This window comes from Streptomyces gobitricini (assembly GCF_039532985.1).
In the GTDB taxonomy this organism is placed as follows: Bacteria; Actinomycetota; Actinomycetes; order Streptomycetales; family Streptomycetaceae; genus Streptomyces; species Streptomyces gobitricini.
This window is the reverse complement of sequence record NZ_BAAASR010000014.1, coordinates 60505-78442: the sequence shown is the minus strand read 5'-3', so window position 1 is coordinate 78442 and position 17938 is coordinate 60505. Positions and strand designations below refer to the sequence as shown.

The following is a 17938-nucleotide window of genomic DNA, read 5'->3' as shown; positions in this document are numbered from 1 at the left end:
GGTGGCCGCCGGGCCCAGGGGATCGGTCAGGCCTCTTCCGCGTGGAGGCTCATCGGACCGTAGATCTTCGTGTCGTCCTCGAAGAGGAGCACCTGGTCGGCGCCGCCGTCCTTGAGGTCCTTCCAGTTCTCGCCGACCCACGATTCGGCGTCGCCCTGGGTGGTGAACTCCTCCGGCTCGACCGCCGGCTGGACCTCCGTGCCGTCGGACCGCTCGAACCGCCACGTCCATGCCATGTGGACCTCCAGATGATCGGTTTCCTGCCCGCAGCGTAGCCGGGCGCGCACCCCGCGCGGGGACGCGGGAGGATCGTCCCGTGGAAGTGACTCTGCTCGGAACCGGCGCCCCCGATGGCCTGCCCCGCCCCGACTGCCCCTGCGCCGCCTGCGCCGCCGCCCGCGGGAGCCGGGCGCGCGCCGCCACGGCGCTGCTCGTGGACGGGGCGCTGCTGCTCGACCTGACGCCGGGCGCCGCGCTGGCCGCCGCGCGGGCGGGTCACTCGCTGACCGGCGTACGGCAGGTGCTGCTCACCCATCCGCACGACGGGCCCGCGCTGGAGCTTCCCGCCGGCCTGCCGGCGGCGGGGCGCGTCCCGGACGGGCGGGAGCTCACGCTGATCAGCGGGCACCGGGTGCGCGCGGTGCCCATGGACTCGCCCGGGACCGGGTACGAGGTGACGTCGCTCGAAGGTCCGAACCTGCTGTACCTGCCGCCGGGCGGCGCCCCCGCGGGTGTCACCGGGATGGGGCGGCCGTACGACATGGTGGTCGCCGACGTCGTCGGCCGGCCCGACGGGCTGGCCCGGCTGCGGGCCACCGGCGGTGTGGGGCCGGCGACGGACGTGGTCGCGGCGCACCTGGACCACGACGTGCCCTCGCCCGGCGAGCTGGACCGGCGCCTGGCCGCCGCGGGGGCGCGGGCCGTGCCGGACGGTTCGACGCTGGTGGCGGGCGCGTACCACGCGGTGCCCGACGTGCCCCGGCGCACGCTGGTGACCGGCGGGGCGCGGTCGGGCAAGTCCCTGGAGGCCGAGCGGCGCCTGGAAACGTTCCCCGAGGTGGTGTACGTCGCGACGGGCGGCGCGCGGGACGGTGACACCGAGTGGGCGGCCCGGGTGACCGCCCACCGTGACCGGCGCCCCGGGGCGTGGCGTACGGAGGAGACGTGCGAACTCGTCCCGCTGCTGCGGGCGGACGGGCCGCCGCTGCTGATCGACTGCCTGTCGCTGTGGCTGACCGACGCGATGGACCGGGTCGGCGCCTGGGACGATGCCACCTGGTCCGGGACCGGCGAGCGGGAGTTGCGCGAGCGGGTGGCGGAGCTGGTCGCGGCGGTGCGCGCCACCTCCCGTACGGTCGTCGCGGTGACGAACGAGGTGGGGGCGGGGATCGTGCCCGGGGACGCGGGAAGCAGACGGTTCCGGGACGAGCTCGGGCGGCTGAACGCGGCGTTCGCGGACGAGTGCGAGCACGTCCTCCTGGTGGTCGCCGGGCAGGCCCTCGTGCTGCGCGGCTGAGGGCTCCGGCCCACCGTGACGGCGGGGGCGGCGCCTGTACTGTTCAGCGAATGAGCAGGCTGAATCTCGACGACTTCTCCGATCTGATCGAGCGCCCCGACAGCGGCACGCGGCGTGACGCCGAGGAACGCCGGGAGCGCCTCGCCGTACCGCCCGGTGCGCTCGGGCGTCTCGACGAGTTGGGCGAGTGGCTGTCGGCCGCCCAGGGGGCCGTTCCGGTGCGGCCCGTGGAGCGGCCGCGGGTGGTGCTGTTCGCCGGCGACCACGGGGTGGCGGAGCTGGACGTGTCCGGCCGCCCCGCCGGCGGCACGCACGCGTTGGTGCGTGCCGTGCTGGACGGGGCGAGCCCGGTGGCCGTGCTGGCCCGTCGGGCGGGCGTTCCCGTGCGCGTCGTGGACGCCGGGGTGGACTGCGACCCGGAGCTCCTCCCCGCCGACGTGGTGCGCCACCGGGTGCGGCGCGGCAGCGGGCGTATCGACAGGGAGGACGCCCTCTCCCCGGAGGAGGCCGAGCAGGCCGTACGCCTCGGGATGGCGATCGCCGACGAGGAGGCCGACTCGGGCACCGACCTGGTCGTGCTCGGGGACCTCAGCGTCGGCGGCACCACGTCCGCGGCCACGCTGATCGCCGCCCTGTGCGGCACGGACGCCTCGGTGGTGACCGGCCGTGGCGGTGCCGGGATCGACGACCTGGCGTGGATGCGCAAGTGCGCGGCGGTCCGTGACGCGCTGCGGCGTGCGCGGCCGGTCCTGGGCGACCAGCTGGAGCTGCTGGCGGCGGTCGGCGGGGCGGACCTGGCGGCGACGACCGGGTTCCTCCTGCAGAGCGCGGTGCGGAGGATGCCGGTGATCCTGGACGGTGTGGTGTCGGCGGCGTGCGCCCTGGTGGCGCAGCGTGCGGCGTTCCGGGCGCCGGACTGGTGGCTGGCGGGTCAGGTGAGCGGCGAGCCGGCACAGGCGAAGGCGCTGGACCGGATGGCGCTCGAACCGCTGCTCGACCACGGCGTCACCGTGGGGGAAGGGACCGGGGCCTTGCTGGCGCTTCCCCTCGTACAGGCCGCGGCGGCACTCGCGGCCGACCTGCCGGAGAAGCAGGCGCCGGAGAAGCAGGAGCCTGACAAGCCGGAGTCTGACAAGCCGGAGCCGGAGAAGCAGGCGTCGGCCCAGGACTGAGGCGCGCCGGTGCGGCCGCCGCCCCCGGTGTCGCGGCGGCCGTACCGGCGGACGGTCAGGGCTTGCGACGCCCCGTACGGCCGGGTTTCGTCGTGCCACCGAGCGGGATTCCCCGATGTCCCCGGGGCAGCGCCGGCGCCCGGCCGACGGGCGGTGCGTGGCGCCGGAGTGCGTCGGCGCCGACGGCGTGCCCCGGGGCCCGCCGTCGCTCCGGCCATGCGGCCGGCCCGGCCGGCCAGTCGCCGGAGTCCACGGTCACCGGGCTCCGCCAGCCCGCCGGAGAGATCCGGATCACGCGGGTCCCACTCAACTTCGCCGTGCCGAGGCCGGTCTTCGCATGTGGCGCGGGGCTCGGGACGGGCCCCGCGCCGCGACTGTGGTGCTCCCTGCCCGGGCCTCTTCCCAGGCTGGTGCCGGATCGAGTCGCCGTACCGCGCCCACGCCACGTACCGACCGATCCGGGAGCCGCGATCCATGCTCTTCGAGAAGAGTTCCGACCTGCTGCGCATCGGGCCGGCCGCGCGCCGCGAGTGGGGGGAGCTGTACGCGGTGGTGCGGGCCGCTCTGGTCGCACGGAAATGGCGGGCGGTCGCCATGACGCTCGGCGCGGTGTGCCTGACGTCCGTCTTCCAGGCCGTACAGAACCAGTCCTGGGGGTACGGGCCGGTCCAGCACATCGGCTCGGTACGGGCCGAGGACCCGCTGTGGCTGGCGCTGCTGCGCACCCCCCTGTCGCTGTTCGTCCCGGCGCTCGACCTGCCGGTGTGGGGCGCGCTGGCGCAGATCCTGCTGGTGTTCGGCGTCGCGGAGGTCTGCCTGGGCCGGCGGCGGACACTGCTGATCGCGTACGCGGCGACGCTGGCCGGGACCCTGTACGCACGGCTGGGCATCGCCCTGGGCCCCGGCGCGCCGCTGGGGCTGGGCCTGCCCGCCTCCGACGCCCAGGTGGTGGACACGGGACCGTCGGCGGCGGTCGTCGGCCTCGCGGTGTACGTGTGCCGGCGCCACCGGGCGTGGGTCACGGGCGCCGCGGTGATCGTGGCGATGGTGGTCGAGGTGATGGTCAAGTGCAACCTCGCGGGCAAGGAGCACCTGGCGGCGATCGCGGCCGTGCTGGTGGTGTGCGCGGTGGCGTCCTGGCGTCAGCGCCGGTCGGGCGGCGGCGGATCGCCGGACGGGGGCCGTGGCGGGCCCTCGTCGCTGGGGGGCCGTGATGAGCCCTCGACGGACGGGGGCCGCGGCGAGCCCTCGACCGACGGCGGCTGCGGTGAACGGTCGTCCGGCGGGTGGCGCGAGGGCAGTACGCGGTCGGGAGCGCCGGCGATCAGGTCCTGAAAGCCGCGCCTGACCCTGTTCCAGCGCTGGTCGTGGTGGAAGGCCCGCAGCCCGGCCTTCGCGCGGGCCACGGGCCGGTTGCGGTAGAAGCGGCGGGCCCACAGCGAGCCGGGGCGGGCCAGACGCAGCGCCCCGAAGACGGCGACGGGCGACAGGAACAGGCCGAGGATCGCCATCCGGAACTTGCCCTTGAACAGCGCGACGAGCACGAAGAGGAAGTTCAGGACCAGGCTGAGGATGAAGCCGCCCCTGCCCTGCCGCTCCTCCGGGCTGACCTCGTCGACGCCCAGCGGCGAGAAGCCGCCGAGCACCAGCAGCAGGAGAGCGGTGGTGAGGACCACGGCCTCCACGCTCTGACGGCCCTGCTCGCTCCAGTACACGTCGTCGAGGTGGAGGATCAGGGCGAACTCGTCGAGCACCAGGCCCGCCCCCGTCCCCAGCAGCACCGCGCAGACGATGGCCCCGGCCTCGTGCCGTCCCACCGCGACCCCGCCGAAACCCCCGACCAGGGTGAGGACCACGCCCGGCACCACATGGTGGATGTGCAGGCCGCCGGGGCTGACGTTGCGGAACGGCCCCTTGCCCGCCCGGATCAGCCGGGTGATGGTGCGGGTGGCCAGAAAGGTCACCACGAAAGAGGCGAGGGCGACCAGCAGCGGAAGCTTCCCCGGTTCGACGATGTTGCGGTAGAACCAGTGCCCCATGCCACCCGCTCCAGATTCCGGCGTTCTACCGACTACCCTGCGCGCGGTGACCATTTCCCGCACCCGTGACCGCGCCCGTACGAGCGTCGACGGCATACGTTTCGCCTTCGGCACCCTCACCGTGCTGCCCGTAAGGGTGAGCCGGTGGGACCGCGGCGCGGCCCGCGCCGGCATGCTGTGGGCGCCGCTCGCCGGTCTGGTGGTGGGCCTCGCGGCGGCAGCAGCCGGCGGGCTGCTCCTGCTGCTGGGCGCGGGCCCGGCACTCGCCGCGGTGGCCTCGGTCGCCGTACCCGCCGTGCTGACCCGGGGCCTGCATCTGGACGGGCTCGCGGACACGGCGGACGGGCTGGGCAGCGGCAAGCCCGCCGAGGACGCGCTGCGGATCATGAAGCAGTCCGACATCGGGCCGTTCGGGGTGATCGCGCTGCTGCTGGTACTCCTGGCCCAGGTCGCCGCGGTGTACGAGCTGTACGCCGGACAGGGCTGGGCGTACGGCATGGTCGGCGCCGCCGTCACCGGCACGGTCGCCCGCCTCGCGCTCACCCTCGCCTCGCGCACCGCCGTACCGGCGGCCCGCCCCGAGGGGCTGGGCGCGGTCGTGGCCGGCACGGTCCCGGCGCGCGCCGCGGTGGCGGTGGCCCTGCTGGTCCTGATGGCCGCCGCCGGAGTGGGCGGCGCGCTGGGCGGGCCGGACGGCGCGCTGCGGCACCTGGTCGCGGCGGCGCTCGCCCTGGTGGCGGCGGAGTGGCTGCTGCGCCGGTGTGTGCGCCGGTTCGGCGGGGTGACCGGCGATGTCTTCGGCGCGATGGAGGAGACGACGGCCACGGCGGCGCTCGTCGTCCTGACCTTCGGTCCATTCCGCTGAATCGACGTTTGAGGGGCCCCGGACCCCGGTAGACGGCGAGGGAAGGAACGAAGGAGATCGATCAGCATGTCTACTGGCACCGTGAAGTGGTTCAACCCGGAAAAGGGCTTCGGTTTCATCGAGCAGGACGGCGGCGGGCCGGACGTTTTCGTCCACTACTCGGCCATCAACTCCTCCGGGTACCGCGAGCTCCAGGAGGGCCAGAAGGTCCAGTTCGACGTCACGCAGGGCCCCAAGGGTCCTCAGGCCGAGAACGTGTCCCCCGCCTAGGGGACGTCAGCAGGGCTTGCGCCAGACCCCCAGGTCGTACCGCTTCAGCATCGAACTCAGCCGCAGCCGTTTCGCCAGCGGGCAGAACTCCCGCGTGCCGAGTTCGTACTCGACGTGGAAGACGGCCTTGCCCGCCTCGATGAAAGGGCTCAGCGCCGGGCACTCCTCGTGCTCGGCGCACTGCTCGTTGACGGCGAAGTCGAAGTCGTCGAGCAGCTGGGGGATCTGGTCCAGGTCGTTCTTGAGGCCCACCGCGAGGCCGCGCTCGTGCGCGAGGCGGGCGATGAGGCGGTTGTACCGGAGCTGGTCGTCCGCCGTGAGGGGAAAGCCCGTGCGGTTGGTGTAGCCGTCCATGTTGTCGGGTTCCACCGCGTCGAAGCCCTTGTCGCGGCACATGTCCAGACGGGTGGCCATCAGCGGTCCGAGGACGTCGGTGCGGCGGATGTCCAGCCACCGCTCGCCCTTCCAGCCGTTGCCGTGCCCGAGCACGGTTCCGGGGAACTTCCCGGCGTCGGGACGCCAGTCCTCCCAGGCGCCGGTCGACAGGTAGCAGATCACCTTGCGGCCGCGCCGGTGCAGGTCGGCGATGGTGGACGCCGGGTGGTCGAAGCCGTCGATGTCGTACACCGGCACGTCCACGTCCGGGTCGAGGCGGCCGCTGAGCTGCCACTGCCACTGCTGGCCCGGTGTGGGCTGCCAGCGGCCGGAGCGTGGCGGGCCGGGCTCGTCGTCGGACGTGCTCGTGCAGCCGGCCAGCAGAAGCACCAGGGCGGCGAGGAGGAGCGGTACGCGGCGGCGGGTCACGGGCACTCCAGGGGGTGCGGCAGGGTTCCCCAGGGATGTGCCCCGGCGCCGGGGACCGCGCACTTCACACGGGTGGAGAGGCGTGCACTCGCCGGGGCCGCGTACACCAGGTGGCAGTAGTGGTCGGCGACCGGAAGGTCCAGCTCGCGGTAGGTGTCCCAGGAGCCCTCGAACGTGACGAGCAGTTCGGCCAGTTCGGCGTACGAGGGGTGGGGGTGGGCCCCGTGGTTGAGGACGACGGTGGCGGCTCCGGCCGCGCGGGCGGCCACCCCGAGGCGCCGGTAGTGCTCGACGGCCCGGCGCTCGGTCGGCACCTGGTCGAGGAACGCGCCGTCGGCGCCGTACCAGTCGCGGTGGCGGACCAGGTCGGTGAGGACGTCGGCGTGCGGGCGGCGGCCGTAGTCGGTGTCGGTGTAGCCGAGGACGCACACCCCCGCCGCGCGCAGCCGGTCGGCGACGGTCACGAACGCGGGGTCGGGCGCCCGGCCCGCGCCGTTCGCCGGGTTGAGCACCACTCCGTACAGCAGGGGCGCGGCGGCGATGATGGCGTCCCATTCGGCGGGGCGGGCGGCGGGGTGTTCGTAGTAGGGCACCAGCAGGTCCACGTGCGCTTCCTTCGTGTGTCTACGTACGGTGTGCGGTCGCCCGCCCGAGCAGGACGCCGCCCAGCACGGCCAGCACCACGGCGGCCGCCCCGGCGACGAGCGCGCCGACCAGCCTCGGGTCGCCCGTCCCCGTCGCCAGCGCCACCGTCTGCGCCCCGGCCGCCGTTCCGCACACCACCGCCGCGCTGAGCACCGCCCCGAACGACTGGAGCAGCAGCGCCGCCCACAGCACCGTACCGATCAGCAGCAGTGACATGAGCCTGATCCCGCCGATGTCCGGGGCGCCCGGCCACAGCAGGGCGCCGGTCACCGCGAGGGCCAGCAGCACCGCCAGGTAGACGGTGAGGCACAGCGCCAGCGTGGTGGCCGTGGCGCGGCGGAAGGCGCGGGAGCTGGTGGAGGCCCGCAGCCCGGCGAGGCTCTCGCTGCGGAACCGGTGCAGCAGCCACTCGGCGGGCCCCATGGACAGGGTGAGCGCGACGGCGGTCGGTCCGGCCGTGGCGGCGCCGGCGCCCCCGGCCACGATGTCGGCGATCGCGGCGTACAGGACGAGCCCGCCCGTGCCGAGCCCGAACAGCCCGTACGGCAGGGAGGCGGTGAGCCGGGGCGCGGCCCTCCCGGTCCGCCCGCGTTCGCCCGCCGGGGTCGTCGCGGGCAGCAGCTCACGCCCGGCGAGGCCGACCGCCAGGGCCAGGGAGGTGCCGAGCAGGGCCGCCCGCGCCGGGTCGGGCAGCCCGAGCCAGAAGGCGGCGGGCGTGCCGGCGATCAGCGGCGCCAGCGCGCCCAGCAGCGCCCTCTCCCGGTGGAGGACCAGCAGTACGGTGGCGGCGCCCAGGTACACCGCCTGGCCGGCGGCGAAGACGGCGCCGCCCCACTCCCCCGGTCCGGCCGCCGCCACCGTGAAGGCCACCAGGGCGCCGGTCAGGGCGCCGGCCGGGGCGCCGTGGAGCAGGGCGCGCGTGGCCGCCCGGCGGTCGCCGAGACCGAGCCAGGAGTAGGCGCGGTGGGAGAGGGCCTGGTTCCAGACCCAGCCCGTGACGGCCCCGGCGAGCAGCGGGACGGTGCCGGCCGGAAGACCGGGTGCGCCGGACGGGCCGGCCAGGAGCGGGGCGCCGAGTACGTAGGCGAGGCCCGGCAGGGCGAAGACGAGGCCGCGCAGGAGACACCCGCCGAGGCCGGTGTGCCAGGGGTCGGCGGGCGGGCCGTCCGGTTCGGGGAAACGCCGCTCCACGCGCGCGTACAGGTCCTCGGCGAGGGCGAAGGAGTTCTCCCGCCCGTAGGTCAGCCTTATGTGGTCGTCCGTCATGCCGTCGGATTCGAGGATGGCGGCTATCTCGTCGGGGTGGACGGCGGCCGCTATCACCTCCTCCAGGCGGGTGGTCAGGGCGTCGATGGGGTCGGCGGCCGCCCAGCCGGGCCGGGGCCGCGGTATCGCGGGCAGGGTGTCGAGTCCGGCGGACTCCGCCTTCAGCCACAGGGAGCCGCTCATCAGGCTGCTTCCCCGGTGACGAAGTCCGCCGTGGTGAGGAGTTCGTCGCCGCCGGCGAGCCCGTCCTCGGCGGCCGGCCCGTTCCCGGTGACCAGGTCGTCCCCGGTGGTCCGCTCGTCCCCGGTGACCAGGTCGTCCTCGGTGACCAGCTCGCGCCAGGGGTCGGCGATCCTCAGCTGGAGGGTCCAGTCGCGGGTGTCCTCGACCGGCGGTTCCGGCAGGGGCTGCCCGGCCAGTTCCAGGTAGATGCGGCGGAAGCCGTCGACGGAGCGGCGCAGGGTGAACTGGTCGACCACCCGCTGCCGGGCCCGCCGTCCCAGTTCGGCGCGCCGCTGGTGGTCGCGCAGCAGGGTCGTCACGGCCTCGGCCATCACGGCGGGTTCGCGGGGCGGTACCACGAGCCCGGTGTCACCCACGGCCTCCCGGACGCCTCCGACGTCGGTGGAGACGGTGGCGCGGCCGCAGGACATGGCTTCGATGAGGGAGAAGGGGAACCCCTCGCTGATGGAGGAGAGCATCACCAGGCTGCCCGCCGCGTAGGCGCTCGCCACGTCGGAGACCCGGCCCTCGTAGGTGATGCCGTCACCGACGCCCAGGTCGGCGGCGAGCTTCTCCAGCTTCGTCCGGTAGTCCTCGTTGCCGGCCGGGACCGGGCCGAACAACCGCAGGCGCAGCTGAGGGAGTTCGGCCCGGGCGATGGCGTACGCGCGGACGAGTGTCTCCAGGTCCTTGATCGGGTCGACGCGGCCGCACCAGCTGAGGGTGGGCACGGCGGGCTCGGGTCCGGCGAGGGGGAAGGCGTGCGGGTCGACGCCGTTGTAGACCGTGCGGATGCGGTCGGTGGGGGCGCCGCCGCGTTCCTCCCAGCGGCGGTTGTACTGGTTGCAGGGGGTGATGAGGTCGGCCTTGCGGTAGCCGAGGCTGTTGAGCTCCCGGTAGAAGCCGAGCATCAGGGCCTTGACGGGCCAGCGCTGGGCGGCGCTGCGGTAGCCGAGGTAGCGCTCGCGCAGGTAGATGCCGTGCTCGGTGAGGAGGAACGGCACGTCGTCGAAGTGCTGGGCGGCGAGCGCGGGGAGGGTGGCCAGACCGCTGGAGACGGCGTGGGCGACGCTGTCGGCCGGGACGGGGGCGGCGAGTGGGCGCAGGGCGTGTTCGAGGAGGTCGGTGGCGGTCAGGGCGTCGTGCACGGTGGGGCGGGCGGCCGCCGTCTCCAGGTGCGGCATGGTCCATATCCACATCAGGGAGCGGAGGACGGACTCGGAGCGCAGGGCCGACGAGAGCCTGCCGCGCCGGGCGAGTGCGGCGAGGGCGTACAGGCTCTCGCCGAAGTCGCAGCCGGCCGAAGGGTCGAGTATCGACAGCAGGAAGCGTTCGTAGACGTCGGTGAAGCGGCGCCGCTCCCGCCCGATGAGAGGCCGGCCGCGTCCCCGGGCCGGGCCCCACAGCGGGAAGGAGGTGTGCCGGTAGAGGTTGGCCGGCAGCTCCCAGGTGACCGGTTCGCGGCCGCTGCCGGTCAGCGCCAGGACGTGGAAGTCGACCTCGGGCATGCCCCGGACGAGCTGGTCGCACCAAGTGCTGACGCCCCCGTGGACGTGCGGATAGGTGCCCTCGGTGAGCATGGTGACATGGCGGCCACTGCTCGGCATCGGTGTCCCCCCGGATCTGGATGTGGTCGGGCGTCGGGCGTCAGGTGGTCGGCAGCGTGAGGGTGACCGCGGACTGGAGCGCCTCGGGCGCGGTCCAGGCCGAGCGGGCGCCGGCGTACGGGGTGCCGAACGCCGCCGTCCCCAGCAGCAGGTTCTTCCGGGTCCCTTCCGGCGCGGTGACGGGGGCGGTCACTCCGGCCGGTGCCTTGACGGTGACGGTGTCGCCGATGCGGTAGGCGGTGACCCTGCCGTCCGCGAGGGCCTTGTCCCAGGCGGCGCGGCGGGCCAGTTCCGTACCGGCGTCGCGGTGGCGGGGGTTGACGAGGGGGGTGTTGCCGGCGAACAGGCCGCGGTAGTCGGCGAGGATCCGGTCCAGCACCGGGTACAGGAGGCGGTCCTCGGCCATGTTGGACTGGTGGACGTAGTGCGGGCGGGGGTCGTTGCCCATGACGTGGCCGAGCGCGATCCGGGCCTCCTGCGGGACGATGTACGAGGCGTAGCCGGTGTTCACGTCGAGCGGCTCGTCGAGGCAGGTGGAGGCGGGGTCGGTCTCGCAGACGCCGCTGCCGCCGTCCTCCTTCGACGTGTAGACCCAGTTGTACTCGTCGGTCATCTCGGCGGCGGTGCCGACGTTGTAGTACACGTTCATCGGGTGGCGCGGGACGGTCTTCGCGGCGCCGACGGGCCGCTGCCGGGGTTCGCGGGAGTTGTCGCTCGCGATCCACTTGACGCCGGTGTCGGCGAGGGCGCCGGCGAGGTTGGGGTTGTCGGCGGGCTGCTGCGGAAGCGTCTTGAGGCCGGAGTGCTCGCCGGTGACCAGTTCGGCGCGGTCGACGGCGATGCCCCGGTTCACGGCCCAGGTGTGGTTGTCGCGGATCTGGGCGGCGATCTCGGCGCGGCTCATGTAACGGGTGTTGCCGTGGGCGTCCTTGGCGCAGCTCCACGGGACGGTGGAGGTGTCCTGGACGCAGCCGAGGAAGGGGTGCGTGTAGGTGTGGTTGATCCAGCGGTACTGGCCGCGGTCGGCCACCAGCCGGGCGGTGAGCGGGTCGCTTCCGCCGTTCTCGGTCTTCCACTCCTCGCCGGAGCCCGCGTTGTAGACCATGTCGAGGGTGAAGCCCGCGGAGCGCTGCCACTGGGCGGCGTACTGGGCGTCGGCGGCGGTCATCCGGATCGGTGCGGTGCCCTCGCCGTCACCGCCGGCGCAGTCGAAGTCGCCGGGCGTGCAGTTGCGTTCGGTGTCCCAGCGGGCGTCGGCGGCGAAGACGTCGTCGACGTGGACGGAGAGGTAGTTGCGGTTCCGTCCGAGGTGGACGCCTCCCGTCAGCCAGTCCACGATGCCGCGTGCCAGGGCGCGGAACTGCCGCTGGTGCTGGTTGTAGGCGAAGGTGACGACCAGCTCGCGCCGGCCGTCGTGGGCGTACTGCCCGATGAGGCTGGCGCGCCCGCCGCCGTCGACGGGCATGTCGAGGTAGCTGGTGTAGCCCTCGCGGGGGCGGCCCGCGTACCCGTAACTCTCCGCGATGCCGGGCGCGTTGTCCTCGAAGGTGAGCGGCCCGTCGAGGTAGCGGAACGGGCCCGACCTCCCGGCTGCGGTGAGGTCGGTGCGGACGCCGTCGAGGACACCCGAGCGCCCGCCCTCGCTGGTGTGGTCGAGGCCGACGCCCGGGTGGGCCCAGGTGTAGGCGTCGACCTGGGGGACGGCGTACTTCCGCTCGTACGCGGCGAGGGCGGCCCGTTCCGCCGCCGCCAGGCCCTGCGGCGCCTCGTCGGGCAGGACGACGCCCTGGTACTTGGCGCGGGGCCGCCCGCCGACGGTGTCGGCGAGGAACGCGGCGTCGATGACGGGGCGCGCCGGGTCGGTGAGGCGGACGGTCCGGTAGGGGGTGCCCGAGCCCCTGAGTTCGGCCGCGATCGCCCCGACCGCGCCGCCGCCGTCGTCCACGACGAGGACCGTCAGGTCGACGCGGGGCGCGAGTTCGGCCGCCGCCGCGGGTCCGGCCGGGACGACCGTCGCCAGCAGGGCCGTGGCCAGCACGGTCGCGACCGGCAGTGTCCCCGCCGCTCTTCCGCCCCGGAGTCCGAAGGTGTGCATGAGGCTTCCCCCCTCGTGGGTCCTCCGCGGGCGTGCGGACGCCAGGAGGCTCTGTGGAGATGATGCAAAGGGGTACGTCGCTCCCTTGCACGATTGCAGGGAGTGTGACGCAGCTCTCAGCGGTTGACGCGGCAAACGCCGCAGAGACGCCACGGATGAGTGAATTGCCGGTGCCGTGAGCGAAACGGGACAGCACGCGTAGGCTCGTTCACGGTGTGCACCGGGTCCCACTTACGATGCGGCTGGGCCCGGTCGTCCCACCCCTCGACCGCCTCAGAACTCAATGGAAGCGAGATTTCACCACCGTGACTGCTCTCACTCTCAGCACCGCCGGCGCGGCGACACTGCGCGCCGACGCTCTTGTCGTCGGCGTCGCCAAGAGCCCGAAGGGCGGCAAGGGGCTCGTGGTCGCACCGGGCGCCGAGGCCGTGGACAAGGCGTTCGGCGGAAAGCTCGCCACCGTCCTGGAGACCCTCGGCGCCTCGGGCTCCGAGGGTGAGGTGACCAAGGTGCCCTCGCCGTCCGGTCTGAAGGCCCCGGTCGTCCTCGCGGTGGGACTCGGCCAGGCGCCCCGGAAGGACGAGACGTACGACGCCGAGGCCCTGCGCCGCGCCGCCGGCGTGGCCGCCCGAGCCCTGAGCGGCGTCAAGAAGGCCGGGTTCGCCCTGCCGATCGAGGCGGTCGAGGACACCGAGGCCATCGCGGAGGGCGCGCTGCTGGGCGCGTACGCCTTCACCGCCTACCAGTCCGCCAAGGACGGCCGGGGAGGGAAGGACGCCAAGGGCCCGCTGGGCGAGGTGGCGCTGCTGGGCGCCAAGCCGCGCGACAAGGCGCACAAGGCCGGTGCCGAGCGCGCCGTCGCGCTGGCCGAGGAGATCAACCGCGCCCGCGACCTGATCAACACCCCGCCGAACGACCTCTACCCCGAGTCCTTCGCGGCGATCGCGTCCGCGGCCGGCAAGGAGCACGGCATCAAGGTGCAGGTCCTCGACGAGAAGGCGCTCGTCAAGGGCGGGTACGGCGGCATCATGGGCGTCGGCCAGGGTTCGGAGCACACTCCGCGCCTGGTGAGGCTCGCGTACACCCACCCGAAGGCGGAGAAGACCCTCGCCCTGGTCGGCAAGGGCATCACCTACGACTCGGGCGGCATCTCCCTGAAGCCGGCCGGCCACAACGAGACGATGAAGTGCGACATGAGCGGCGCCGCCGCGGTGTTCGCCGCCGTCGTCACGGCCGCCCGCCTCGGCCTGGCGGTGAACGTCACCGGCTGGCTGGCGCTGGCCGAGAACATGCCGTCCGGCTCCGCCGTCCGCCCCGGTGACGTGCTGCGCATGTACAGCGGCAAGACCGTCGAGGTCCTGAACACCGACGCCGAGGGCCGTCTGGTGCTGGCCGACGCCCTGACGCGGGCCTCCGAGGAGAACCCCGACGCGATCGTCGACGTGGCGACGCTGACCGGAGCGATGGTGCTGGCGCTGGGCAACCGCACCTTCGGCATCATGGCGAACGACGACGCCTTCCGTACCGCCATCCACGAGATCGCGGAGGAGGTCGGCGAGGCGTCCTGGCCGATGCCGCTCCCGGCCGACCTGCGCAAGGGCATGGACTCGCCGACCGCCGACATCGCGAACATGGGCGAGCGGATGGGCGGCGGCCTGGTGGCCGGCCTGTTCCTGAAGGAGTTCGTGGGCGAGGGCATCACCTGGGCCCACCTGGACATCGCGGGCCCGGCCTTCAACGAGGGCGGCCCGTTCGGCTACACCCCGAAGGGCGGCACGGGCTCGGCCGTCCGCACCCTGGTGAAGCTGGCGGAGCGCACGGCCGCGGGCGATCTCGGCTAGCACGCCGCCCGGGCGCTGCCCGGCACGGCGGACGGCCCCGGACGAAAGCGCCCGGGGCCGTTCGCCGTCGACGTAACCGCCACGGAATCCGTACCTCCGCCGCCTCCCGGATCCGCCCGGCCGGGCGGCGCTCCGTCTCAGAGCCCGGCCCCGCGTCCCGCGTCCCGGCAACAAGTGCGAAGATGGGTTCTCGGCAGGACAGGGCCCCCACCACAGGGCCGAAGAAACAGCGGCCGAACACCAGCCGCCGCCCGGTCGTCGACGACCGGCGACCGGCGCACATGCATGGAGGACGTGACGTGGCGAACGACGCCAGCACCGTTTTCGACCTAGTGATCCTCGGCGGTGGCAGTGGCGGGTACGCCGCGGCCCTGCGGGGTGCGCAGCTGGGCCTGGACGTCGCACTGATCGAGAAGAACAAGCTCGGCGGCACCTGCCTGCACAACGGCTGCATTCCCACCAAGGCGCTGCTCCACGCCGGTGAGATCGCGGACCAGGCCCGTGAGGCCGACCAGTTCGGTGTGCTCGCCTCCTTCGAGGGCATCGACATCAAGGCCGTCCACAAGTACAAGGACGACGTGATCTCCGGCCTGTACAAGGGCCTGCAGGGTCTGGTCGCCTCCCGCAAGGTGACCTACATCGAGGGTGAGGGCCGGCTGTCCTCCCCCACCTCGGTGGACGTGAACGGCCAGCGGGTCGAGGGCCGTCACATCCTCCTCGCCACCGGTTCCGTACCGAAGTCGCTCCCGGGCCTGGAGATCGACGGCAACCGCGTCATCTCCTCGGACCACGCGCTGGCCCTGGACCGGGTGCCGCAGTCCGCGATCATCCTGGGCGGCGGCGTCATCGGCGTCGAGTTCGCCTCCGCGTGGAAGTCCTTCGGCACGGACGTCACGATCATCGAGGGCCTGAAGCACCTCGTCCCGGCCGAGGACGAGAACAGCTCGAAGCTCCTCGAGCGCGCCTTCCGCAAGCGCGGCATCAAGTTCAACCTCGGCACGTTCTTCCAGAGCGCCGAGTACACCGACGAGGGCGTCAAGGTCACCCTGGCCGACGGCAAGACCTTCGAGGCCGAGGTGCTGCTCGTCGCCATCGGCCGCGGCCCGGTCTCGGCCGGTCTCGGCTACGAGGAGCAGGGCGTCGCGATGGACCGCGGTTACGTCCTCGTCGACGAGTACATGCGCACGAACGTCCCGACCGTCTCCGCGGTCGGCGACCTGGTCCCGACCCTCCAGCTCGCGCACGTCGGCTTCGCCGAGGGCATCCTGGTGGCGGAGCGTCTGGCCGGTCTGAAGACCGTTCCGATCGACTACGACGGGGTGCCCCGGGTGACGTACTGCCACCCCGAGGTCGCCTCCGTCGGCATCACCGAGGCCAAGGCCAAGGAGGTCTACGGCGCGGACAAGGTCGTCGCCCTCAAGTACAACCTCGCGGGCAACGGCAAGAGCAAGATCCTCAAGACCGCGGGTGAGATCAAGCTCGTCCAGGTCAAGGACGGTGCCGTGGTCGGCGTCCACATGGTCGGTGACCGCATGGGCGAGCAGGTCGGCGAAGCGCAGCTGATCTACAACTGGGAGGCGCTGCCGGCCGAGGTCGCGCAGCTCATCCACGCCCACCCGACGCAGAACGAGGCGCTCGGCGAGGCCCACCTGGCCCTGGCCGGCAAGCCCCTCCACTCCCACGACTGACGCCTTCGGTCCGGGCGCGACGACCACTTTCCGCAATTCGTTAGGAGCAACCGAAACCATGTCGGTTTCCGTAACCCTGCCGGCGCTCGGCGAGAGCGTCACCGAGGGCACTGTCACCCGCTGGCTGAAGGCCGAGGGCGAGCGCGTCGAGGCCGACGAGCCGCTGCTGGAGGTGTCGACGGACAAGGTCGACACCGAGATCCCCGCCCCCGCCTCCGGCGTCCTGGCCTCCATCAAGGTCGCCGAGGACGAGACGGTGGAGGTCGGCGCCGAGCTGGCCGTCATCGACGACGGCACGGGCGCGCCCGCCGAGGCCCCCGCCCCGGCCGCCGCCGAGGCTCCCGCCCCCGAGGCTCCCGCCGCCCCGGCGCAGGAGGCCCCCGCGCCCGCCGCCGAGGCCCAGGCCGCCCCGTCCACCGAGGCCGAGGCCCCCGCCCCCGCCCCGAGCGCCGAGTCCGCCGCCGGCGGCGGTTCGGCCGAGGGCACCGACGTCGTCCTGCCCGCGCTGGGCGAGTCGGTCACCGAGGGCACCGTCACCCGCTGGCTGAAGCAGGTCGGCGAGGAGGTCACGGAGGACGAGCCGCTGCTCGAGGTCTCCACGGACAAGGTCGACACCGAGATCCCGGCCCCGGCTTCCGGTGTGCTGCTGGAGATCGTGGTCGGCGAGGACGAGACCGCCGAGGTCGGCGCCAAGCTGGCCGTCATCGGCGCCCCGGGTGCGGCCCCGGCCGCCGCCGAGGCCCCGGCCCCGGCAGCCCCGGCGCAGGAGGCCCCCGCCCCGGCGAAGGAGACCCCGGCGCCCGCCGCCGAGGCTCCCGCCCCGGCCGCTCCGGCCAAGGAGACCCCGGCGCCCGCCGCCGAGGCCCCTGCCCCTGCCCAGGCCCAGGCCGCTCCCGCCGCCCAGAAGCCCGCCCCGGCGCAGTCCGCGCCCGCCGCCGCTCCGGCCGCGCCCGCCGCGCAGGCCTCCGCGCCGGCGGAGGACGGTGCCTACGTGACCCCGCTGGTCCGCAAGCTCGCCTCCGAGAACGGCGTCGACCTGACGTCGGTCAAGGGCAGCGGCGTCGGTGGCCGCATCCGCAAGCAGGACGTCATCGCCGCCGCCGAGGCCGCGAAGGCCGCCGCCGAGGCTCCGGCCGAGGCCGCCCCGGCCGCCGCCAAGGCCCCGGCGCTCGAGGCCTCCCCGCTGCGCGGCCAGACGGTCAAGATGACCCGGATGCGCAAGGTCATCGGCGACAACATGATGAAGGCGCTGCACTCGCAGGCCCAGCTGACCTCGGTCGTCGAGGTCGACATCACCAAGCTGATGAAGCTGCGCAACCGCGCGAAGGACACGTTCGCCGCCCGCGAGGGCGTCAAGCTGTCCCCGATGCCGTTCTTCGTGAAGGCGGCGGCCCAGGCGCTGAAGGCCCACCCGGTCATCAACGCCCGGATCAACGAGGACGAGGGCACGATCACGTACTTCGACTCGGAGAACATCGGCATCGCCGTGGACGCCGAGAAGGGTCTGATGACCCCGGTCATCAAGGGCGCGGGCGACCTGAACATCGCCGGCATCGCCAAGAAGACCGCCGAGCTGGCCGGCAAGGCCCGTGGCGGCGGCCTCACCCCGGACGACATGTCCGGCGCCACCTTCACCATCAGCAACACCGGCTCGCGCGGCGCGCTGTTCGACACGGTCATCGTGCCGCCGAACCAGGTCGCCATCCTGGGCATCGGCGCCACGGTCAAGCGCCCCGTGGTCATCAACCACCCGGACCTGGGTGAGACCATCGCGGTCCGCGACATGACGTACCTGTCGCTCTCCTACGACCACCGCCTGGTGGACGGTGCCGACGCGGCCCGCTACCTGACGGCCGTCAAGGGGATCCTGGAGGCGGGCGAGTTCGAGGTCGACCTCGGCCTGTAACC

14 protein-coding genes and 1 pseudogene are annotated in these 17938 nt (G+C 73.6%); 8 read left to right on the top strand and 7 right to left on the bottom strand.

Going from position 1 to position 17938, the window contains the following annotated elements; genetic code table 11:
• Positions 1-26 precede the first annotated feature (26 nt).
• A complete protein-coding gene (locus tag ABD347_RS11850; protein ID WP_344359976.1) occupies positions 27-236 on the bottom strand; it encodes a hypothetical protein in 210 nt (69 codons plus the stop codon).
• A gap of 80 nt (positions 237-316) precedes the next feature.
• Between ABD347_RS11850 and ABD347_RS11845 the strand changes: the two genes are divergently transcribed.
• From ABD347_RS11845 to ABD347_RS30650, 3 genes are all read left to right on the top strand, one after another.
• Complete coding sequence (locus tag ABD347_RS11845) at positions 317-1516, top strand: bifunctional adenosylcobinamide kinase/adenosylcobinamide-phosphate guanylyltransferase (protein WP_344359974.1); 1200 nt, start codon at positions 317-319, stop codon at positions 1514-1516.
• Positions 1517-1566: 50 nt separating this feature from the next.
• A complete protein-coding gene (gene cobT, locus ABD347_RS11840) occupies positions 1567-2688 on the top strand; it encodes a nicotinate-nucleotide--dimethylbenzimidazole phosphoribosyltransferase (RefSeq protein ID WP_344359972.1) in 1122 nt (373 codons plus the stop codon).
• A 474-nt stretch (positions 2689-3162) separates the two neighbouring features.
• Positions 3163-4023, top strand: a complete 861-nt coding sequence (locus ABD347_RS30650) for a hypothetical protein (RefSeq protein ID WP_425575630.1) — start codon at positions 3163-3165, stop codon at positions 4021-4023.
• On the opposite strand, the pseudogene ABD347_RS11835 reads toward ABD347_RS30650, so the two are convergent.
• Positions 3972-4727, bottom strand: a pseudogene (locus ABD347_RS11835) (hypothetical protein); the annotation flags it as partial. The gene ABD347_RS30650 and the pseudogene ABD347_RS11835 overlap by 52 nt on opposite strands.
• A 37-nt stretch (positions 4728-4764) precedes the next feature.
• Between ABD347_RS11835 and ABD347_RS11830 the strand changes: the two are divergent.
• Both ABD347_RS11830 and ABD347_RS11825 read left to right on the top strand, forming a co-directional pair.
• Positions 4765-5592 (top strand): adenosylcobinamide-GDP ribazoletransferase, encoded by an 828-nt coding sequence (locus ABD347_RS11830; RefSeq protein WP_425575634.1) that lies wholly within the window; start codon positions 4765-4767, stop codon positions 5590-5592.
• A gap of 66 nt (positions 5593-5658) precedes the next feature.
• Positions 5659-5862, top strand: coding sequence for a cold-shock protein (locus tag ABD347_RS11825; RefSeq protein WP_344359966.1), 204 nt, complete (start codon positions 5659-5661; stop codon positions 5860-5862).
• A gap of 6 nt (positions 5863-5868) precedes the next feature.
• Here the strand turns inward: ABD347_RS11825 and ABD347_RS11820 are convergent, their stop codons facing one another.
• From ABD347_RS11820 to ABD347_RS11800, 5 genes are read right to left on the bottom strand one after another with little or no spacing between them, the layout of a single operon-like run.
• A complete protein-coding gene (locus ABD347_RS11820; RefSeq protein WP_344359964.1) occupies positions 5869-6666 on the bottom strand; it encodes an endo alpha-1,4 polygalactosaminidase in 798 nt (265 codons plus the stop codon).
• Positions 6663-7271: a spherulation-specific family 4 protein gene (locus ABD347_RS11815; protein ID WP_344359962.1), complete on the bottom strand. Its 609-nt coding sequence runs from the start codon at positions 7269-7271 to the stop codon at positions 6663-6665. The genes ABD347_RS11820 and ABD347_RS11815 overlap by 4 nt, the downstream gene beginning before the upstream one ends.
• Before the next feature lie 19 nt (positions 7272-7290).
• Complete coding sequence (locus ABD347_RS11810; RefSeq protein ID WP_344359960.1) at positions 7291-8760, bottom strand: hypothetical protein; 1470 nt, start codon at positions 8758-8760, stop codon at positions 7291-7293.
• Positions 8760-10406 carry a GT4 family glycosyltransferase PelF gene (gene pelF, locus ABD347_RS11805; RefSeq protein WP_344359958.1) on the bottom strand — a complete coding sequence of 549 codons (1647 nt, stop codon included), beginning with the start codon at positions 10404-10406 and terminating at the stop codon, positions 8760-8762. Before pelF ends, ABD347_RS11810 begins: the two co-directional genes overlap by 1 nt.
• A gap of 40 nt (positions 10407-10446) precedes the next feature.
• A complete protein-coding gene (locus tag ABD347_RS11800; RefSeq protein WP_344359956.1) occupies positions 10447-12501 on the bottom strand; it encodes a hypothetical protein in 2055 nt (684 codons plus the stop codon).
• 305 nt (positions 12502-12806) lie between these two features.
• Between ABD347_RS11800 and ABD347_RS11795 the strand changes: the two genes are divergently transcribed.
• The 3 genes from ABD347_RS11795 (at position 12807) to sucB (ending at position 17936) form a co-directional block, all read left to right on the top strand.
• Positions 12807-14342: a leucyl aminopeptidase gene (locus ABD347_RS11795; protein WP_344359954.1), complete on the top strand. Its 1536-nt coding sequence runs from the start codon at positions 12807-12809 to the stop codon at positions 14340-14342.
• A 299-nt stretch (positions 14343-14641) separates the two neighbouring features.
• Entirely contained in the window at positions 14642-16030 is a 1389-nt protein-coding gene (lpdA, locus tag ABD347_RS11790) for a dihydrolipoyl dehydrogenase (RefSeq protein WP_344359952.1), read from the top strand.
• A 58-nt stretch (positions 16031-16088) separates the two neighbouring features.
• Positions 16089-17936: a 2-oxoglutarate dehydrogenase, E2 component, dihydrolipoamide succinyltransferase gene (gene sucB, locus ABD347_RS11785; protein WP_344359950.1), complete on the top strand. Its 1848-nt coding sequence runs from the start codon at positions 16089-16091 to the stop codon at positions 17934-17936.
• Positions 17937-17938: the final 2 nt, after the last annotated feature.

What these genes read in the sequence shown, in the direction of transcription:
- ABD347_RS30650 (WP_425575630.1), top strand. Translation starts at nt 3,163, where the DNA reads ATGCTCTTCGAGAAGAGTTCCGACCTGCTGCGCATCGGGCCGGCCGCG.
- ABD347_RS11825 (WP_344359966.1), top strand. Translation starts at nt 5,659, where the DNA reads ATGTCTACTGGCACCGTGAAGTGGTTCAACCCGGAAAAGGGCTTCGGT.
- ABD347_RS11850 (WP_344359976.1), bottom strand. Translation starts at nt 236, where the DNA reads ATGGCATGGACGTGGCGGTTCGAGCGGTCCGACGGCACGGAGGTCCAG.
- sucB (WP_344359950.1), top strand. Translation starts at nt 16,089, where the DNA reads ATGTCGGTTTCCGTAACCCTGCCGGCGCTCGGCGAGAGCGTCACCGAG.
- cobT (WP_344359972.1), top strand. Translation starts at nt 1,567, where the DNA reads ATGAGCAGGCTGAATCTCGACGACTTCTCCGATCTGATCGAGCGCCCC.
- ABD347_RS11800 (WP_344359956.1), bottom strand. Translation starts at nt 12,501, where the DNA reads ATGCACACCTTCGGACTCCGGGGCGGAAGAGCGGCGGGGACACTGCCG.
- ABD347_RS11810 (WP_344359960.1), bottom strand. Translation starts at nt 8,760, where the DNA reads ATGAGCGGCTCCCTGTGGCTGAAGGCGGAGTCCGCCGGACTCGACACC.
- pelF (WP_344359958.1), bottom strand. Translation starts at nt 10,406, where the DNA reads ATGCCGAGCAGTGGCCGCCATGTCACCATGCTCACCGAGGGCACCTAT.